16 protein-coding genes are annotated in these 19,316 nt (G+C 62.6%); 10 read left to right on the forward strand and 6 right to left on the reverse strand.

What is annotated here, in order from left to right; all coding sequences use genetic code 11:
• The first annotated feature begins 13 nt into the window (after positions 1–13).
• From UB31_RS31405 to UB31_RS31420, 4 genes are all read left to right on the forward strand, one after another.
• The gene (locus UB31_RS31405; RefSeq protein ID WP_045013621.1) at positions 14–691 is read left to right on the forward strand and encodes a DUF4286 family protein; all 678 of its coding nucleotides are present in this window, start codon (positions 14–16) and stop codon (positions 689–691) included.
• Positions 692–929: 238 nt separating this feature from the next.
• On the forward strand, positions 930–2,729 hold the full coding sequence (locus UB31_RS31410) for an FAD-dependent oxidoreductase (RefSeq protein WP_045013622.1): 1,800 nt from the start codon (positions 930–932) through the stop codon (positions 2,727–2,729).
• Complete coding sequence (locus tag UB31_RS31415; RefSeq protein WP_045013623.1) at positions 2,699–4,546, forward strand: 2-oxoacid:acceptor oxidoreductase subunit alpha; 1,848 nt, start codon at positions 2,699–2,701, stop codon at positions 4,544–4,546. The genes UB31_RS31410 and UB31_RS31415 overlap by 31 nt, the downstream gene beginning before the upstream one ends.
• Entirely contained in the window at positions 4,543–5,598 is a 1,056-nt protein-coding gene (locus UB31_RS31420) for a 2-oxoacid:ferredoxin oxidoreductase subunit beta (RefSeq protein WP_045002110.1), read from the forward strand. The genes UB31_RS31415 and UB31_RS31420 overlap by 4 nt, the downstream gene beginning before the upstream one ends.
• Here UB31_RS31420 and UB31_RS31425 read toward each other — a convergent pair whose 3' ends face one another.
• Entirely contained in the window at positions 5,599–6,045 is a 447-nt protein-coding gene (locus tag UB31_RS31425; RefSeq protein ID WP_045002109.1) for a DUF4399 domain-containing protein, read from the reverse strand. It abuts the gene before it with no gap.
• A gap of 17 nt (positions 6,046–6,062) precedes the next feature.
• Entirely contained in the window at positions 6,063–7,592 is a 1,530-nt protein-coding gene (locus UB31_RS31430) for an SUMF1/EgtB/PvdO family nonheme iron enzyme (RefSeq protein ID WP_045013624.1), read from the reverse strand.
• Positions 7,593–7,917: 325 nt separating this feature from the next.
• Between UB31_RS31430 and UB31_RS31435 the strand changes: the two genes are divergently transcribed.
• From UB31_RS31435 to UB31_RS31455, 5 genes are all read left to right on the forward strand, one after another.
• Positions 7,918–8,538 carry a hypothetical protein gene (locus UB31_RS31435; RefSeq protein WP_045013625.1) on the forward strand — a complete coding sequence of 207 codons (621 nt, stop codon included), beginning with the start codon at positions 7,918–7,920 and terminating at the stop codon, positions 8,536–8,538.
• Between the two features lie 100 nt (positions 8,539–8,638).
• The gene (locus UB31_RS31440) at positions 8,639–9,088 is read left to right on the forward strand and encodes a DsrE family protein (RefSeq protein ID WP_045002104.1); all 450 of its coding nucleotides are present in this window, start codon (positions 8,639–8,641) and stop codon (positions 9,086–9,088) included.
• A gap of 98 nt (positions 9,089–9,186) precedes the next feature.
• On the forward strand, positions 9,187–9,510 hold the full coding sequence (locus tag UB31_RS31445) for an ArsR/SmtB family transcription factor (protein WP_045013626.1): 324 nt from the start codon (positions 9,187–9,189) through the stop codon (positions 9,508–9,510).
• Positions 9,507–9,938: an SRPBCC family protein gene (locus UB31_RS31450; protein ID WP_045013627.1), complete on the forward strand. Its 432-nt coding sequence runs from the start codon at positions 9,507–9,509 to the stop codon at positions 9,936–9,938. Before UB31_RS31445 ends, UB31_RS31450 begins: the two co-directional genes overlap by 4 nt.
• 60 nt (positions 9,939–9,998) lie before the next feature.
• Complete coding sequence (locus UB31_RS31455) at positions 9,999–10,448, forward strand: DUF1801 domain-containing protein (protein WP_045013628.1); 450 nt, start codon at positions 9,999–10,001, stop codon at positions 10,446–10,448.
• Positions 10,449–10,457: 9 nt separating this feature from the next.
• On the opposite strand, the gene UB31_RS31460 is transcribed toward UB31_RS31455, so the two are convergent.
• The 4 genes from UB31_RS31460 to UB31_RS31475 form a co-directional block, all read right to left on the reverse strand.
• Entirely contained in the window at positions 10,458–11,993 is a 1,536-nt protein-coding gene (locus UB31_RS31460) for a SpoVR family protein (protein WP_045002098.1), read from the reverse strand.
• Positions 11,990–13,264: a YeaH/YhbH family protein gene (locus UB31_RS31465; RefSeq protein ID WP_197087150.1), complete on the reverse strand. Its 1,275-nt coding sequence runs from the start codon at positions 13,262–13,264 to the stop codon at positions 11,990–11,992. The genes UB31_RS31460 and UB31_RS31465 overlap by 4 nt, the downstream gene beginning before the upstream one ends.
• A gap of 19 nt (positions 13,265–13,283) precedes the next feature.
• The gene (locus UB31_RS31470; protein WP_045002095.1) at positions 13,284–15,227 is read right to left on the reverse strand and encodes a PrkA family serine protein kinase; all 1,944 of its coding nucleotides are present in this window, start codon (positions 15,225–15,227) and stop codon (positions 13,284–13,286) included.
• Between the two features lie 299 nt (positions 15,228–15,526).
• A complete protein-coding gene (locus UB31_RS31475; protein WP_045013629.1) occupies positions 15,527–16,165 on the reverse strand; it encodes an STM3941 family protein in 639 nt (212 codons plus the stop codon).
• Between the two features lie 294 nt (positions 16,166–16,459).
• Between UB31_RS31475 and UB31_RS31480 the strand changes: the two genes are divergently transcribed.
• Positions 16,460–19,309: a bifunctional transaldolase/phosoglucose isomerase gene (locus UB31_RS31480; RefSeq protein ID WP_045013630.1), complete on the forward strand. Its 2,850-nt coding sequence runs from the start codon at positions 16,460–16,462 to the stop codon at positions 19,307–19,309.
• Positions 19,310–19,316 lie beyond the last annotated feature (7 nt).

Here is a 19,316-nt window from a genome sequence, read left to right on the forward strand (position 1 = left end):
AAGGACAAGAACAATGCCCCTCGCCGGAAAAGGCATGTTGCTGACGTCGATGAATATCGACGAGGCCGATGAGGTCGACTTCAACCGCTGGTACGATCGCGAGCACCTGGAAGAGCGCGTCGCGATCGATGGTTTTCTGGAAGCGCGGCGCTATGTCGCGCACGCCGCCAACCCCAAATATCTCTCGCTCTATTCGACCGTGACGCTCGACGTGCTCGACAGCCCCGCCTACCGCGCGCGGCTCGCCAACCAGACCGAATGGTCGCGACGGACCATGGCGCATTTCAAGAACATGCTGCGCGTCGTCGCACGCATCACCATCAGCAACGGCACCGGTCGCGGTGCTGCGCTCGGCGTGGTGCGGCTGCGGCCGGCGCCGGACAATGCAGGCGCATGGCGTGATGCGCTGCAAGAAAAGCTGGTGCCGGAGACGCGCGAGGGCATCATCTCGATGCATCTGCTCGAAAGCGAGCCGGAGTTGTCGGGTGCAACGGCGGATATCCCCGCGGCGCGCAACGAAGGCGCGCGCGACTGGTTCGTGCTGATCGACGGCACGCATGTCGGCGCGGTCTCGGCCGCGATCGCCGAGCGCTTCACCGGCCCGACTGCGGCGCCCTTCCCGCTGCCCGTCTCGGTCGGCACCTATGCGCTGATGTGGGACCTCGCGAAGAGCGACATCGCGCGAAGCTAAAATAGCCAGACGCAACGCAACATATTGCAGCGCCGCATTGGTTGCGCGCGGCCGTTAATGCTGTGCGCGCGTGGCTCCCATGAAAGCAGTCAATCGCGAAAATTTGCCGTTGTACTTCGGAGCGGTTCTAATAAGCTAACCCAATGACGTCATTCAGAAACCAGATCGAAGCGCGTTAGCGTTCGCCAAGCTCAAGAAAAGGCCGCCGGGTCTTTGAGCCTGCGCGGACAGGGTAGGAATGAAACCAACCGATATCGCGGCCCCCGACTACTTTCATAAAGTGGTCGATTGCCAATGGGCTTGTCCTGCGCACACCCCGGTTCCCGAATACATCCGACTGATCGCACAAGGCCGCTACAGCGACGCCTATATGATCAATTGGAAATCGAACGTGTTTCCCGGAATTCTGGGACGCACCTGCGATCGTCCATGCGAGCCGGCGTGCCGGCGCGGACGCGTCGAGGAGACTCCGGTTGCGATCTGCCGCCTCAAGCGCGTCGCTGCCGACTTCAAGGACGACATCACGCATCGCTTGCCGAAGCCCTCCGCGAAGAACGGCAAGCGCGTTGCATTCGTCGGCGGTGGCCCGGCGTCGCTGACCGTGGCGCGCGATCTCGCGCCGCTCGGTTATCACTGCACTGTGTTCGACGGCGATCCCGAAGCCGGCGGCATGATGCGGACGCAGATCCCGAAATTCCGCCTGCCCAATTCGGTGATCGACGAGGAGACCGGCTACATCCTCAATCTGGGCGTCGAGTTCAAGGGCGGCCATCGCATCGAGAGCATGAAGGCGCTGCTCGCGGAGAAATATGACGCGATCTTCGTCGGCTCCGGCGCGCCGCGCGGCCGCGAGCTCGACATTCCCGGCCGCAAGGAGGCCGCCGCCCACGTTCATATCGGTATCGACTGGCTGTCATCGGTGTCGTTCGGCCACATCGACAAGATCGGCAAGCGCGTGATCGTGCTCGGCGGCGGCAACACTGCGATGGATTGTTGCCGCACCGCGCGCCGCCTCGGCGGCGAAGACGTCAAGGTGGTCGTGCGCTCCGGCTTCGAGGAGATGAAGGCTTCGCCCTGGGAGAAGGAAGACGCGATCCACGAGGACATCCCGATCATCAACTTCCTCGTCCCGGTCGCCTTCGTCCACGACAACGGCAAGCTGACCGGCGTCACCTTCCAGAAGGTGAAGGCCGAATACGATGCCAAGGGGCGCCGCAATCTCGTACCTTCCGGTGAGCCGGATCAGACTATCGAATGCGACGACGTGCTGGTCGCGGTCGGCCAGGAGAACGCCTTTCCCTGGATCGAGCAGGACTGCGGCATCGAGTTCGACAAATGGCACATGCCCAAGGTCGATCCGAAGACGTTCGTCTCGACCAACCCAAAAGTGTTCTTCGGCGGCGACGCCGCGTTCGGCCCGAAGAACATCATCTGGGCGGTGGCGCAGGGCCATGACGCCGCGTTGTCGATCCACAAGCTGCTCTCGGGCGAGGACATCACCGAACGGCCGCTGCCGGAGGTGCATGTCTCTTCGCAGAAGATGGGCATTCACGAGTGGAGCTATGACAACGACATTTCCAACGACAAGCGCTTCAAGGTGCCGCACCGCGACAAGGTGATTGCGCTGAAGGACATCCGTACCGAGGTCGAGCTCGGTTACGACGTCAAGCTCGCGCTCGGCGAAGCCGAGCGTTGCCTGAACTGCGACGTCCAGACCGTGTTCTCGACCTCGCTCTGCATCGAGTGCGATGCCTGCGTAGACATCTGCCCGATGGACTGCATCACCTTCACGGAGAATGGCGAGGAAGCCGATCTGCGCCAGTACCTGAAGGCGCCTTCGCTCCATCCGGACCAGGATCTCTACGTGTCCAGCGACCTCAAGACCGGGCGCGTGATGGTGAAGGACGAGGATGTCTGCCTGCATTGCGGGCTGTGCGCCGAGCGTTGTCCCACAGGAGCCTGGGACATGCAGAAGTATTTGATCGAAATGACCCAAGCAGGTTCAGCATGTCCGACAAAAAGCCGATCAGCAGCGTAAACGACTTCGTCGTCCGCTTTGCCAACGTCAACGGATCGGGCTCGGCCAGCGCCAACGAAATGTTCGCGCGCGCGATCCTGCGCCATGGCGTGCCGGTATCACCGCGCAACATCTTTCCCTCCAACATCCAGGGCCTGCCGACCTGGTACGAGGTACGGGTGACGGAAGAAGGCCATCTCGGCGCCCGCGGCGGCGTCGACATGATGGTGGCGATGAACCCGCAGACCTGGGACAAGGACGTCGCCGGCATCGAGCCCGGCGGCTATCTGTTCTACGATTCCACCAAGCCGCTGCCGTCGACAAAATTCCGCGACGACATCACCGTGATCGGCGTGCCCCTGACCGCGATCACCAACTCGACCTACACCGATCCGCGCCAGCGTCAGCTGTTCAAGAACATCATCTATTTGGGCGCGCTCTCGGCGCTGCTCGACATGGACCCCAAGCTGATCGAGCAGCTGATCGGCGAACAGTACAAGGGCAAGGAGAAGCTGCTCTCCTCCAACGTCCACGCGCTGCATCTCGGCCGCGACTGGGCGCTGCAAAACCTGAAATGCCCGACCGGGCTGCGGGTGAAGAAATCCGACAAGGTCGGCGACCGCATCTTCATCGAGGGCAACAGCGCCGCCGCTCTCGGCGCCGTCTATGGCGGCGCCACCGTATGCGCCTGGTATCCGATCACGCCGTCCTCGTCGGTGGCGGAAGCTTTCACCGCCCACTGCAAGAAGTACCGGCACGATCCCGCGACCGGCAAGGCGAAATACGCCATCGTCCAGGGCGAGGACGAACTGGCTTCAATCGGTATCGTCATTGGCGCCTCCTGGAACGGCGCCCGCGCCTTCACCGCGACATCCGGCCCCGGCATCTCCTTGATGACGGAGTTCATCGGCCTCTCATACTTCGCCGAGATCCCGGCCGTGATCATGAACATCCAGCGCGCCGGCCCCTCGACGGGCATGCCGACCCGCACCCAGCAATGCGACATCATCGCCTGCGCCTATGCTTCGCATGGCGACACCAAGCATGTGCTGTTGTTCCCGGAAGACCCGGCGGAAGCGTTCGAGTTTGCGGCAGCCGCCTTCGATCTCGCCGAGCGGCTCCAGACCACGATCTTCCTGATGCTCGATCTCGACATCGGCATGAACCACCGCCTCAGCCGTCCGCTGAAGTGGGACGATTCCAAGCAGTACGACCGCGGCAAGGTGATGACCGCACAGATGCTGGACGAAGGCCGCGACTTCGGCCGCTATCTCGACGTCGACGGCGACGGCATCCCCTACCGCACCTATCCCGGCACGCATCCGACCAAGGGCTCCTATTTCACCCGTGGCACCTCGCGCGACCGCTATGCGCGCTACTCCGAGGAAGGCTCGGTCTATGCCGACAACATGCAGCGCCTCGTTCGCAAGTTCGAGACCGCGCAGGATCTGGTGCCGCGACCGCTGCAAGCCAATGCGGAGCGGCCGACCAAATATGGCGTGATCTATTTCGGCTCGACCTCGCCTGCGATGGACGAAGCGATCGGGATGCTCGAGGCACGCGGGCATCAGCTCGACCGCCTCCGCATCCGCGCCTTCCCGTTCCATTCGAGCGTAGCGAGCTTCCTCGCCGAGCACGATTTCGTCTATGTGGTCGAGCAGAACCGCGACAGCCAGCTCCGTCAGCTCATCGTCAACGAGAACGGCATCGACCCGGTACGCCTCGTGCCGATCGTGCATTACGACGGCTCACCGATCACCGCCCGTTACATCGCAAAAGCCATTGGCGACCACCAGGATCACCTCAAGGTGACCCCGCTCCGCAAGGCCGTATCATGACCTACATTGCCAAGCCGAAATTCCATCACCCCGGGTTGAAGAAGAACGAACTCGGCTACACGCATCGCGACTACGAGGGCAAGATCTCGACGCTGTGCGCCGGCTGCGGCCATGATTCGATCACGGCCTCGATCATCGAGGCCTGCTACGAGCTCTCGATCGAGCCGCATAGGGTTGCCAAGATCTCCGGCATCGGCTGCTCGTCGAAGACGCCGGATTATTTTCTCGGCAATTCGCACGGCTTCAACTCCGTGCACGGCCGCATGCCCTCGGTGCTGACAGGCGCCAACCTCGCCAACCGCGACCTGATCTATCTCGGCGTCTCCGGCGACGGCGATTCCGCCTCGATCGGTTTCGGCCAGTTCGCGCATTCGATCCGGCGCGGCGTCAACATGACCTATATCGTCGAGAACAACGGCGTCTACGGCCTGACCAAGGGCCAGTTCTCGGCAACCGCCGACCGTGGCTCGAAGAGCAAGAAGGGCGTCACCAACACCGACAACGCGATCGATCTCGTCGCGATCGCGTTGCAGCTCGGCGCCACCTTCGTCGCGCGCTCGTTTTCCGGTGACAAGGCCCAGCTGGTGCCGCTGATCGCGGCCGCGATCGGCCACAAGGGCGCGTCCTTTATCGACGTCATCAGCCCCTGCATCGCCTTCAACAACCACGCCGGCTCGACCAAGAGCTTTGACTATGTCCGCGAGCACAATGACGCCGTGAACCGGCTCGACGTGCTGGTGGGCCGCGATCCGATCGCGGTCGATTATGCGCCGGGCACGGTGCAGGTGGTCGAGCAGCATGACGGCAGCAAGATCGCGCTGCGCAAGATCGATGCGGACTACGATCCGCATGACCGGCTCGGCGCGCAGACGTTCCTCGCGAGGCACGCCGCCAAGGGCCAGATCGTCACCGGTCTCCTGTACGTCGATCCCGACGCAGACGATCTGCACACGCATCTCAACACGGTGGAGACGCCGCTCAACACGCTGGAGGCGGACACGCTGTGCCCGGGCTCGGCGGCGCTGGACAAGTTCAACGCCAGCCTGCGGTGATCATTTGCCGCGCTGAGGCGGCTGCCTGACGCGGACGGTAATCTTGTCCGACACGACAGGCGGGTCGAACGGATAATGTTTCGCATCGCCCAACACCAGTTGCAGGGTGTGGGTCCCGGGCGGAAGCTCGAGAAATGTTTCGGTCTGCCCTGCCCCGAAATGCAGATGCGACTTGTCCTGCAGGATCGGCTCCTTCGGATCGATGGGGTCGTTGACGTCGATCAGCAAATGATGGTGGCCGGCGTTCTGGTAGTCGTCGCCGGCATGCGTCACACCCATGTTGCGCAAGCCGAACCGGACCAGGAATCCGCCGCGCACCCTTTGCCCGTCATACGGGGTGATAAAATAGACCTTTGCGTCCTTTGGAGCAGGCTTCCCCTGCGAGAAGGCCATGCCCGGGAGCAATGCGAGCACCGCCGACAGCGCAACGCAGCGAAGGATTTGCATCAAATTGACTCCGGCAGTTAAGGACTGAGCGCGACGCGGAATCCATGCGTCGGGTAACGAACATTGGTGTCGTAACCGTCGCGGTTGGACGGCCGCACATATCTCGAGTCGTTCTTCCAGGAGCCCGAGCGCAGGACGTGCGAACTGCAATCCCCACTGCTCCAGGCCGAGCCGTCATTGGGCGCGCCCTGATAGGTCTTGTGCCAGCAGTCTTCGACCCATTGATCGGCGGCGCCGCCCATGTCGTGGAGACCAAAAGGATTGGGCCTGAAGCTGCCGACTTTCGCCGGCTGCTCGGTCGCTGCGTCGCCGCAGTCCTTGCACCCCGCCATGCCTTGCTGGAGCTTGTCGCCCCACCAATATTTGGTCGACGTTCCGCCGCGCGCCGCATATTCCCATTCGGCTTCGCTTGGGAGCCGGTAGGGCTTCTTCGTCGTCTGCACGAGAAAGGCGGCATATTGCTGTGCGTCGGTCCAACTCACATTCGTGATCGGCGCGTCGTCCTTGCCGGTGGCGGTGAACCCGCAGGCCTTGGCGGCGGCGCATTCATTCCATTCCTGCACTGTCACGGGATATTTTCCGATCGAGAATGGCTTGATCGTGACCTGGTGGACGGGACGTTCGGTCGGATCATCGTTGCTTCCCATTGCGAAGCTTCCGCCGCGAATGGCGATCATCTCGGGTTCGCGGACCGGTGTCATCGATGGGCTTGGCGCCGGGGCGGGCGACGGTGGTGACGAAGCCACTGAGGAAGACGGCTGCGGCGTTGCTGTCACCGCTTCCCGCGGCGGAGCTTGCGGGCTCGGGGATACGGCCGGAGAGACGGTGGGCACGGCGGCCTGCTCGCCGACCCGGCCGGGCGGCTGCGCCAGCAGATACCAGAGCACGCCGCTGGCGATGACGAGCAGCGTGATGCCCAGCAGAAAGATCAGGGTGTTCTCGCGTCGGCCTCGCGTCCTGCCGACCGCATCTGCGTCCGGCAGTACACGATAGACGCGCACCGGATCGGTGATGTTCTTGACCTTGCGGTCCCCGAGCGATTCATAGCCGCACACCACCTTGTGCTTGATCTGCTCGTAGATCGCGCCGGAGATGTAGACTTGGCCAGGCTCGGCGATACCCTCGATCCGCGTGGCGATGTTGACGCCGTCGCCATAGACGTCGTCCGGCTCCACGATGACGTCACCGAGATTGACGCCGATCCGGTATTCGATCCGGGTATCCTTCGAAAGCGAGGCGTTGCGGCCGACGAGATTCTGCTGGATGACGATACTGCATCGAACGGCCTCGACGGGACTGTCGAAAATGGCGATGAAGCCGTCGCCCGTCGTCTTCACCAGGCTTCCATGGTGCTCAACGATACTGGGCTCGATGAGATCCCGCTCGATCCGCTTGACGCGGGCATGCGTGCCCTCCTCGTCGGCCTGCATCAGGCGACTGTAGGAGGCGATGTCACCGACGATGATGGCCGCGAGACGACGAGACATCCTGCCGTTTGGCGGCGGCTCATCGTGACTTCCGGACCTGAAATTGCGAATTTCGCCCATTGCGGGGCACTCCACAAACTTGCAAGAGGCAGCCCCAACATACGACTTAGAGAAACAATTGTCTGTGAAGGCTATCACACTGACGAACTCGGACAACGTCGAAGGAATCGCGACATCGAGTTCCAGGGAGCGGCGGCTTTCCTTTGCTTGAACCTTCCCGGCCTAGCCCGCGACTAAGCAACGCGCGGAACATCCATCTGAGATCTGTCCTGCGACGACGGTGTCGAAAGCTCGTGAACGCGCCGTGGTTCGCCGGCGACCAACCGCATACCGGTCCTCATCGTCCCCGAGCGGACCGTCAACGGCTCACGCGTTCGGTGCGATCATGAAGCTTGCCCTTGTCCTGCCGCTTGCCCTTGCCGCCTTCATTGGCGCTGCCCGGGCCGAGGAGGCCGACGACATCCGCGAGGCCAGCAAGGCCGAAGCGGAGACCTTCAATGCGCGGATGTATGCGGGCACTCCGGGCAACAAGGCTTATGCCTGCTTCGTGCGCCGCTACGATGCCGACCATCTGGCGCGGCATCCCAAGCAGAAGGTCGCTTCGATGAAGCTGCTGGTCTCGGCGGAAGTCGATGAGGAAGACAAGCAGCTCCACAACTCGTTCCGGCTTGGCTTCAGATACCGCCACCGCTCGGGCGATTTCGATTCCAGCGGCTCCTGCCATCATGTGATATTCGTGAAGGACGGCAACGAGACCCGCCTCGGCTGCGGTGTCGACTGCGAAGGCGGCGGCATCGGCGTCGCGCTGTCGAAGGACGACAAATCAGCCATCGTGCGGCTCGCGAGCGTCAGGGTTTGGCTGCACAACAAGCCGGACGACGAGGCCGAACGATCGCTGGTCGCGGGCCCCGACGACGGGATTTTCCGGCTCGACCGGGCCGACAACAGCGAGTGCGCCGCCCTCGTGACCGATCGCAAGGAACTCGCCGCGCTCCGCCACAAATGATATGTGTCCGGCAAAGTCAGACGCAATCGTTGTTTTTGCGCATGATCTTTCCGGAAAACTGCTTTGCACTTTTCCGGATCATGCTTCGAGGGAGATCGCCATGAACCGCCGGAACATCTTGTGGAGCACCGTCTCCGCCCTGGGCGCAGCGTTTGCCGCCTCGCGGGCCCAGGCCGCGACCGAAGCCGCACCTTCGAACAAGCTCAAGGTCGTCTACCATCTCAGCGACGCCGAGAAGGTCAATTTCGTGCTCGGCAACATCCAGAACCACATCGACGGCGTCGGCGGCCCCGACCATGTGACCATCGCGCTGGTGATCCACGGGCCGGCGCTGAAGGCGTTTCACTGGGCGCAGGCCAACCCTGACATCAGCAAACGGATCGGCGATTTCTCCAAGGACGGCGTCGAGCTTGCCGCCTGCGGCAACACGATGAAGGCGCAGAACATCACGCTCACGGATCTCTTGCCCGGATTCGTCAGCGCGGAGAAAGGCGGCGTGGTTCGCCTAGCCGAGTTGCAATCACAGGGGTATCTGTATTTGCGGCCTTAGCGTCGAGCTACGCCCCCAAAATCTGCCGCGTCGCACTTGACTTACCCATAACTCTACGGTTATGAATTAATCCATAACTGACTGGTTATGGATTCTGCATGTCTGCCGCACCCGATCTTCTGTTCAGGACCCTCGCCGATCCGACCCGGCGGGCCATCTTCGAGCGGCTATGCCGCGAAGGGGAGCAGACGGTCGGGGCACTGACGGCGCGATCCGGCGTTTCCCAGCCGGCGGTCTCAAAACATCTCGGCGCGCTGAAGCAGGCTGGCCTCGTTCGCGACCGCCATGAGGGACGGCAAACCCATTACAGCGCCCAACCCGGCGCGCTCGATCCGCTGATCGACTGGACCAGCCAGATGGCCGGGTTCTGGCAGAACCGGCTCGATGCGCTGGACGATCTCCTGAAGAGGATGGACCAATGACAGAAGCCGCGACTGAAACCCGTTCCGTCGTCATCGAGCGCGAATTTGCCGCCCCGGCGGAGCGGCTGTGGCGCGCGCTGACGCAACCGCATCTGATCGAGGAATGGCTGATGAAGAACGACTTCAAGCCCACCGTCGGTCACCGCTTCAATCTTCGCGGCGAATGGGGCGGCGTGCTGGACTGCGAGGTCCTCGCCATCGAGCCGCAGCGATCGCTCGCCTACACCTGGAATTTCACGCATGAGGACGCGGCCTACGATCTCAAGAGCGTGGTGACGTTCACGCTGACCCCGACGGGCGCGGGCACCCATTTGCGCGTCGAGCAAGCAGGCTTCCGTCCCAGCCAGAAGCAGGCCTATGGCGGCGCACATGCCGGCTGGAAGCAGTTTTTTGCCAAGCTGGACGAGCTGCTGGCGCGAGCCGACTGAGCGCCAGCGACCGCGCTCGCAACGACGCTGGAGATAGTTCGATACCGAAAAGGCAGGATCATGAAGAAGGCGACGAGTACGGCGAAAAAGAACAGCGCGAAAGACGCGACCAGCGCCTCCCCCTCGAAACTGATCGACGGCAGAATCAACGAGCTCGGTGATTGGCGCGGCGAGATGCTCAGGCGGATTCGTGGCCTGATCAAGGATGCCGATCCCGACGTGGTCGAGGAATGGAAATGGCGCGGCGTTCCGGTGTGGGAGCACGACGGCATCATCTGCACCGGCGAGACCTACAAGGCCGTCGTCAAGATGACGTTTGCCAGGGGCGCGGCGCTGGATGACCCGGCCGGCCTGTTCAATTCGAGCCTTGAGGGAAATGTGCGGCGCGCGATCGATTTTCACGAGGGCGCGAAAATCAATGAGAAGGCGCTGAAGACGCTCATCCGCGCCGCCGTGGCCCTGAACGCGTCCAAGGTCAAAAGCAAGCCGGCAAAGAAGCGTTCGGCGTAGCCGGCGGCGTCACGCCGCCGCGGTGATCGGGCGCGGGCTCACGACATATTCGCGCAAGACCTTGTCGTTGGCGTCGACCTCGATCAGCGCCACGTCATAGGTCCAGAGATCGGCGAGATGCTGGAGCACCCGCTTGGCATCGGTCTCGTTGAGCTGCGAACCCTTGATGACGCGGTGGTGCAGGATCAGCCGGCGGTCGCCGGAGAGATCGACGTCGACCACCTCGATATTGGCATCGATGTAACCGACATCATGCTGCCGCGCCAGCTCGCGCCGCACGCGGCGGAAGCCGCGCTCGTCGTGGATGGCATCGACGCGGATGCCGGCGCGCTCCTCGGGATCGTCATGCAGATGGAACATGCGGAGCTGCCGCATCAGCTTCGGGCTCAGGAACTGGGCGATGAAGCTTTCGTCGCGGTAATTGGCCCAGACGTCACGCAGCACGCCCATCACGTCGTTCTTGCCGGCGATATCCGGGAACCATTCACGGTCCTCGTCCGATGGACTGGTGACGATACGCTCGATGTCCTGCATCATTGCGAAGCCGAGCGCATAGGGATTGAAGCCGGAGTAGCGCGGATCATCGAATTCGGGCTGGAACACCACATTGGTGTGCGATTGCAGGAATTCGAGAAAGTTGCCGTCGGTGATGCGACCCTGCTGGTGCAGCTTGGTCATGATGCGATAGTGGACGTAGGTCGCCGTCCCCTCGTTCATCACCTTGGTCTGGCTCTGCGGATAGAAATATTGCGCGATGTGGCGGACGATGCGCAGCAGTTCGCGCTGCCAGGGGGCGAGCCGGGGCGCGCTCTTTTCCAGGAAATAGAGCAGGTTTTCCTGCGGCAGGCCGAGCAGCTTGCGGCGGCGTTCGATACTCAGCGCAGACTTGGTCTTGGACGCGCCCTTGGGCACAGTGCGCCAGAGATCGTTGAAGACTTCTTCCTCGTGCTGGCGGCGGCGACCTGCCCGCTTCTCTTCGGCGCGCAGATCCAGCTTCTTCTTGCCGGGATAGCGGTCGATACCGTGCGACATCAGCGCATGCGCGGCATCCAGCGTGCGCTCGACCTCGGTGCGGCCGTAGCGCTCCTCGCAGCTCATCACATAGTTCTTGGCGAAGTCGAGATAGTCCAGGATGCCGTCGGCGTCGGTCCACTGCTTGAACAGGTAATTGTTCTTGAAGAAGTGGTTGTGGCCGAAGGCGGCGTGCGCGATCACCAGCGTCTGCATCGTCGCCGTGTTCTCCTCCATCAGGTAGGAGATGCAGGGCGAGGAGTTGATCACGATCTCATAGGCGAGCCCCATCAGGCCCTTGCGATATGACGCCTCGTGATAGGCAAAGTGCTTGCCGAAGGACCAGTGCTTGTAGAACAGCGGCATGCCGACCGACGAATACGCATCCAGCATCTGCTCGGCGGTGATGACCTCGATCTGGTTCGGATAGACGTCGAGGCCGAGATCGTTCGTCGCCACCTCCTCGCAGGCGTCCGTAATGCGCTGCAAGGTGTGAAAATCCCAATCCGCGCCTTCGAACAAGCGTTCCGTCATGGAGCGGCTTTCTCCTGGGTTTCGCGGCGCTGGAACAGGTCGTGGAACACCGGAAAGATCTCGCTGCGCTCGCTGACCTTGCGCATCGAGAGCGGTGCGCCGCTGTTGCGCAGGCGGTCATAAAGGGTCCAGAGCGAGGAGTCGGAGAGATCGAAGGCGCTGCCGCCGGACTCGCCGACCTCGAGATAGGCAAAGAACTGGCAGGCCGGCAGGATCTTGTCGGTCAGCAGCATGCCCGTGAGCTCGCCGTCGGAATAGGAATTGTCGCCGTCGGAGGCTTGGGCGGCGTAGATATTCCAGTCCGACGGATTGAAGCGCTCGCGCACGATCTCGTGCATCGCCTGGAGCGCGCTGGAGACCAGCGTGCCGCCGGACGCCGGACCGTAGAAGAAGGTCTGCTCGTCGACCTCCTCGGCGCGGTCGGTGTGGCGAATGAAGACGATCTCGACATGCTTGTAGCGGCGCTTCAGGAACACGTAGAGCAGCATGTAGAAGCGCTTCGCGAGATCCTTCATGTGCTCGGACATCGAGCCGGAGACGTCCATCAGGCAGAACATCACGGCCTGCGCGACCGGCTTCGGGACCGTCTCGAAGCGGCGATAGCGGATGTCGATCGGATCGATGAAGGGAATCCGCTTGGATTTCGCCTTCAGTTTTTCGAGCTGGGCGAGCAGCACTAAACGCTCGTCCTCATCCGCGCATGCGGCAATGGCGGCTTCCAGCTCTTCGATCTCGTCCTTACTGGGACGCTTGAGTGCGATACGGCGCGCCATTGCGCGCCGAACCGTCCGGCTCACCGAGATGTTGGATGGCGAGCCCGACGTGGTGTAGCCGGCGCGCTGGATGCCTTCGCTCTCGGTCTGCGCGATCTTGCGCTTGGCGAGATCGGGAAGCTCGAGATCGTCGAGGAAGAGATCAACGAACTCGTCGCGACTCAGCACAAAGCGGAAGGCGTCTTCGCTGTCGCCTTCGCCCGGACCGGAATCCTTGGCGCTGCCCTGGCCGGAGCGCTGGAGGTAGTCGCCCTCGATGAACTTCTTGTTGCCGGGCAGCACCATGTCCCGCGTCCCGCCTTCACGGCGGAAACGGGGCTCATGCATGCCGTCGAGAGGAATCGTGACCTCACCACCCTCCAGGACGTCCTTGATGTCGCGTTCCTGCGAGGTCTTCTTGACGGCGCCCTGCACCAGGGATTTGGCCCGACGCAAGAACCGCTGCCGGTTCTCAAGACTCTTGCCGCCTGGATTCAGGCGCCTGTCAATAATGTGAATGGCCACTTTCTCATCCGCCTCAACCGGCTTGCTTCACGCGCATGTACCATTCGACCAGGCGGCGAACCTGACGCTCGGTGTAGCCGCGCTCCACCATGCGTGCGACGAACTCGCCGTGCTTTTTCTCCGTCTCGCCGTCCTTCTTCGACCCGAACGAGATGACCGGAAGCAGGTCCTCGACCTGAGAGAATATCCGCTTTTCGATCACATCGCGAATCTTCTCGTAGGAAATCCAGGTCGGATTCTTGCCGCCGTTCTGGGCGCGCGACCGTAACGAGAATTTGACCACCTCGTTGCGGAAATCCTTGGGGTTGGCGATGCCCGCCGGCTTCTCGATCTTGGTCAGTTCCTGGTTCAACAATTCGCGATCGAGCAGCTGGCCGGTGTCGGCATCCTTGAAGTCCTGGTCCTCGATCCAGGCATCGGCGTAATCGACGTAGCGGTCGAACAGGTTCTGGCCGTAATCCGAGTAGGATTCGAGATAAGCCTTCTGGATTTCGTTTCCGATGAACTCGGCATAACGCGGCGCAAGGTCCGCCTTGATGAATTCGAGGTAGCGCTTCTCGACTTCCTCAGGCAGCTGCTCGCGCTTGATCGACTGTTCCAGCGCGTACATCAGATGCACGGCGTCGGCGGCGACTTCCTGCGGATCGTGGTTGAAGGTCGCAGCCAGGATCTTGAAGGCGAAGCGGGTGGACACGCCGTCCATGCCCTCGTCGACGCCGGCGGCATCGCGATATTCCTGGACGCTGCGCGCCTTCGGATCGGATTCCTTCAGGCTTTCGCCGTCGTAAACCCGCATCTTGGCGTACGTCGTGGAATTCTCGTGCTTGCGCAGGCGCGACATCACCGAGAACCGGGCCAGCGTCTCCAGCGTCGAGGGCGCGCAGGGTGCGGCCGCGAGCTCGGAGCCCTGGATCAGCTTCTCGTAGATCTTCTGCTCTTCCGTGATGCGCAGGCAATAAGGCACCTTGATCACGCAGATGCGGTCGATGAAGGCTTCGTTGTTCTTGTTGGCCTTGAAGCTCGACCACTCGGCTTCGTTCGAGTGCGCGAGGATGACGCCGGTGAACGGGATCGCGCCGATATTCTCGGTGCCGATGTAGTTGCCTTCCTGCGTCGCGGTCAGCAGCGGATGCAGCATCTTGATCGGCGCCTTGAACATCTCGACGAACTCGAGCACGCCCTGGTTGGCGCGGTTGAGGCCGCCGGAATAGCTGTAGGCGTCGGGATCGTTCTGCGCGTAGGTCTCAAGCTTGCGGATATCGACCTTGCCGACCAGCGAGGAGATGTCCTGGTTGTTCTCGTCACCGGGCTCGGTCTTGGCGATACCGATCTGGCGCAGCCGCGACGGCTGGATTTTTGCGACCCTGAACTGGGAAATGTCGCCGCCGAAGGCCTCGAGCCGCTTGTAGCACCACGGGCTCATCAGGCCGGTGAGACGCCGGCGCGGAATGCCGTACTTCTCTTCCAGCATCGGCCCGAGCTGATCGGGATCGAACAGGCTGAGCGGGCTCTCGAACACGGGCGAGAGTTCATCGCCGGCCTTGAGCACGTAAATCGGATGCACTTCCATCAGCGACTTCAGCCGCTCGGCGAGCGAGGATTTGCCGCCGCCGACCGGGCCGAGCAGATAGAGGATCTGCTTGCGCTCTTCGAGGCCTTGCGCCGCGTGCCGGAAGAAACCGACGATGCGCTCGATGGTTTCTTCCATGCCGTAGAAGCCGGCGAAGGCCGGATAGGTACGGATCGTGCGGTTCAAAAAAATACGGCCAAGGCGTGGGTCCTTGGCCGTGTCAATGGTCTGGGGCTCACCGATCGCCGCTAGCAATCGTTCGGCTGCATTGGCGTATTTCATGGGATCGCTTCGACACGATTCCAGATATTCCGCCATCGACATGTCGTGCTGGCTTCTCGCCTCGAACGACTTAGCGAAAGCGTTGAATAGCGAATCGTTGTACATGATCCCTCTCCGCGTGAGTTCCGCTACACAACTGAACGAAAGCAGCGACCGGACCGTTCCTTAGCGCCACTCTCGAATCAGCGTGTGCACATGACGATCATTCGACACCCGCGGGCCTTCACCACGCAACGCACAACGTAGGCATCGGGTGAGTTACGAACAGGCACCTGCCTGTTATTTATGCGAATCTATACCTGTATTCGCTAATTTCCAGCAAATGTCGCCTCACCGCAACATCCGGGCGTTACCGGGGTATAGGCCATCCGGCAGCGCAGCATAGCCGCGGGCCGGCGGCAGCTTTATGACGCTTGTGCGGCCAGGCCTTGCGCGCCGTGATCGCGGTCTCGCCGCAATGCGGTGCGTGAATCGCTGGCAGCATGACAGTCGCGGCAGGCGCGCAGCAATGTGTCAAAATCCGTCGCCAGCCCCTCGGGCTGAATGACGATGCGGTCCGCCTGCGTAGCGCGCGAGGCGGCGCGGATGCAGGATAGCTGCCGCAGCAACGCCGGCGTCGGCGTCAGCACAATCACCTTGTGCCCGCGGCAGTCCTCAGCCGAAACATCCGCAATCGAGTCCCACAGCAGAAATTCATTGCCGACCCGAAGATCACGGATGCCGTAGGGGGTGACGATCACGACCGGCCCCCGCTCGCCCGGCAGCAACCAGATCAGCCACGAGGTGATCGGGCCGAACACCGCGACACCGGCATAGCCCATCGCCGTATCGTATTCGCCGATGCCGTCCCACCAGTCGAAGACAAGGCCTGCGCTGAGCAGCGTCATGGCGAAGCCCGCCGCGACCAGCAGCCGCAGGCGCGTGACGCATTGACCGATTTCGAGATCGTGGGTCGCGTCGATGCAGACGGCCGGCGCGACCGATTGCGGGCTGTCGGCGACACCATCAGGATGTGCGTGCATGCTTTCCCCCAGCATGGCCATTCGCGACCGAGCTAATGATGCGTCAGGCGGGACCGGAATCCACTGACGACACTCCGTGACGCGACAAGTCGAAATTACGCAACAAGACCTCGGCCGAACCACACCGGCCAATGATTTTTATTACGCAAAATCACCACTGCCGCCTGGATCGTCATGATCGCGACGGAGTTACACTGAGAGTATGACGCCAATGCCCTTGATTGGTTCCCTCCCGGGAGCATGTAAGCTACAGGATAGCGCGTCAGGACCGGCGCGGAAACCCCTCGCCCGCAGGCTTGGAGATAAATAAACATCATGAATCCCGTCAAAGAACTGGAAAAGCACGGACAAGCCGTCTGGCTGGACTTCCTGGCCCGCGGCTTCATCGCCAAGGGCGATTTGAAGCGGCTGATCGACACCGACGGCGTCAAGGGCGTCACCTCGAACCCGTCGATCTTCGAGAAGGCGATCGGCAGCTCGGACGAATACGACGCCCCGATCGGCAAGGCGCTGAAGCGCGGCGACCGGACGGTGGCCGACCTGTTCGAGACCGTCGCGATCGAGGACATCCAGAGCGCCGCCGACGTGCTGCGCCCGGTCTATGACAGGCTCAAGGGCCATGACGGCTATGTCAGCCTCGAGGTCTCGCCCTACCTGGCAATGGACACCGCCGGCACGGTCGCCGAGGCACGGCGGCTCTGGAAGGACGTCAATCGCAAGAACCTGATGGTGAAGGTACCGGCGACGCCGGAGGGCCTGCCGGCGGTCGAAACGCTGATCGGCGACGGCATCAGCATCAACATCACGCTGTTGTTCTCGAAGGCGGTGTATCTGGAGGTGGCCGAGGCCTATCTCGCCGGTCTCGAAAAATACGTCGCAGGCGGGGGAGACCCGTCGCATGTCGCAAGCGTGGCGAGCTTCTTCGTCAGCCGCATCGACTCGGTGGTCGACAAGCAGCTCGACGAGAAGATCGCACGCGCCAACGACCCATCCGAGAAGGAACGGCTGGCCGCGCTCAAGGGCAAGGTCGCGATTGCGAATGCCAAGGTGGCCTATCAGGACTACAAGCGGCTGTTCTCGGGCCCGCGCTGGGACAAGCTCGCCGCCAAGGGCGCCAAGCCGCAGCGCATGCTGTGGGCCTCGACCGGCACCAAGAACAAGGATTACAGCGACGTCCTCTATGTCGAGGAATTGATCGGGCCAGACACCGTCAACACCGTGCCGCCGGCAACGCTCGATGCGTTCCGAGACCACGGCAAGGCGCGCGACAGCCTGGAAGAAAATGTCGACGACGCCCGCCGCGTGCTGGAAGAGCTGGAGCGCTCCGGCGTCTCGCTCGATGCCATCACCGAGGAGCTCGTCAAGGACGGCGTCAAGCAGTTTGCCGATGCCGCCGACAAGCTCTATGGCGCGGTCGCCCACAAGCGCGCCACCGTGCTCGGGCCGGCAATCGATCGCCAGCAATTGTCGCTCGGCGACGGGCTCGGCAAGGCGGTCGCAAAGAGCACCGAGGAGTGGCGCGCCTCTGCAAAGATCCGCAAGCTGTGGCAGCGCGACAAATCGGTCTGGACCGGCACGGACGAGGACAAATGGCTCGGCTGGCTCGACAGCGCGGCCAAGGCCGACGTCGCCGACTATGAGGACTATGCCAACCGCGTGAAGGGCCAGAAATTCTCCGATGCCGTCGTGCTCGGCATGGGTGGATCGAGCCTCGGACCGGAAGTGCTGGCCGAGACGTTTGCGCGGAAGTCAGGCTTCCCGAAGCTGCACGTACTGGATTCGACCGATCCGGCGCAGGTGCGGGCGATGGAAGCCAGGATCGACATCGCCAACACCGTGTTCATCGTCTCCAGCAAGTCGGGCGGCACCACCGAGCCAAACGCGATGAAGGATTATTTCCACGAGCGCGTCGCGCAGGCGGTCGGCCCGAAGGTCAAGACCGGCTATCGCTTCATCGCCGTGACCGATCCCGGCTCGTCGCTGGAGAAGGCCGCCAAGAAGCTGAACTATGCTCGCATCTTCCACGGCGAGCCCTCGATCGGCGGACGCTATTCGGTGCTCTCGCCGTTCGGCCTGGTGCCGGCGGCAACCGCGGGCATCGACGTCAAGACCCTGATCAAGCACGCGCTTTCGATGGCCCGCTCTTGCGGACCGGACGTGCCGCCGCAGGAAAATCCGGGCGTGCAGCTTGGGCTTGCCATGGGCCTCGCCGGGCTCGAAGGCCGCGACAAGGTGACGATCCTGTCGTCGAACAAGATCGCCGATTTCGGCGCCTGGGCCGAGCAGCTCATCGCGGAATCGACCGGCAAGGAAGGCAAGGGCCTGATCCCGATCGCCGGCGAGCCGCTGGGCGAACCTTCGCTTTACGGCAACGACCGCTTCTTCATCGACATCCGTACCGAGGGCGAGGCAGATGCCGCCCATGACTCAAAGCTTTCCGCGATCGAAGCGGCCGGCCACCCGATCGTGCGCATTGTGATGAAGTCGATCGACTATCTCGGCCAGGAGTTCTTCCGCTTCGAGATGGCGACGGCTGTTGCCGGTTCGATCCTCGGCATCAACCCGTTCGACCAGCCCGACGTGGAGGCGGCCAAGATCAAGACCCGTGAGCTGACGTCATCGTTCGAGAAGACCGGCGCGCTGCCGGCCGAGCAGCCGGTGGTCAGCACCGCGGAGGCCGATCTCTACACCGACGCGACCAACGCCGCGGCACTCCGCGCCGCCGGCGCCAACGGCGACCTCACCTCATGGCTGAAGGCGCATCTCTCCCGCTCCAACCATGGCGACTATGTCGCCCTGCTCGGCTACATCGCGCGCGACAAGGCTACCATCGATGCGCTCCAGGCGATGCGGCTCGAGGTGCGCGAGAAGCGTCACGTCGCGACTTGTGCGGAGTTCGGGCCGCGCTTCCTGCATTCCACGGGGCAGGCCTACAAGGGCGGACCCGACAGCGGCGTGTTCCTCCAGATCACCGCGGATGATGCCAAGGATCTTCCGGTGCCGGGCCAGAAGGCGAGCTTTGGCGTGATCAAGGCGGCGCAGGCGCGCGGCGATTTCGACGTGCTCACCGAGCGCGGCCGGCGTGCGCTTCGGGTGCACCTGAAGGGTCCGCTCAAGAAAGGTCTGGCGGCGCTCAACGCCGCGCTCACGAACGCACTGAATTAAGGGGATC

It is taken from the genome of Bradyrhizobium sp. LTSP849, from assembly GCF_000938255.1.
Classification (GTDB): Bacteria; Pseudomonadota; Alphaproteobacteria; order Rhizobiales; family Xanthobacteraceae; genus Bradyrhizobium.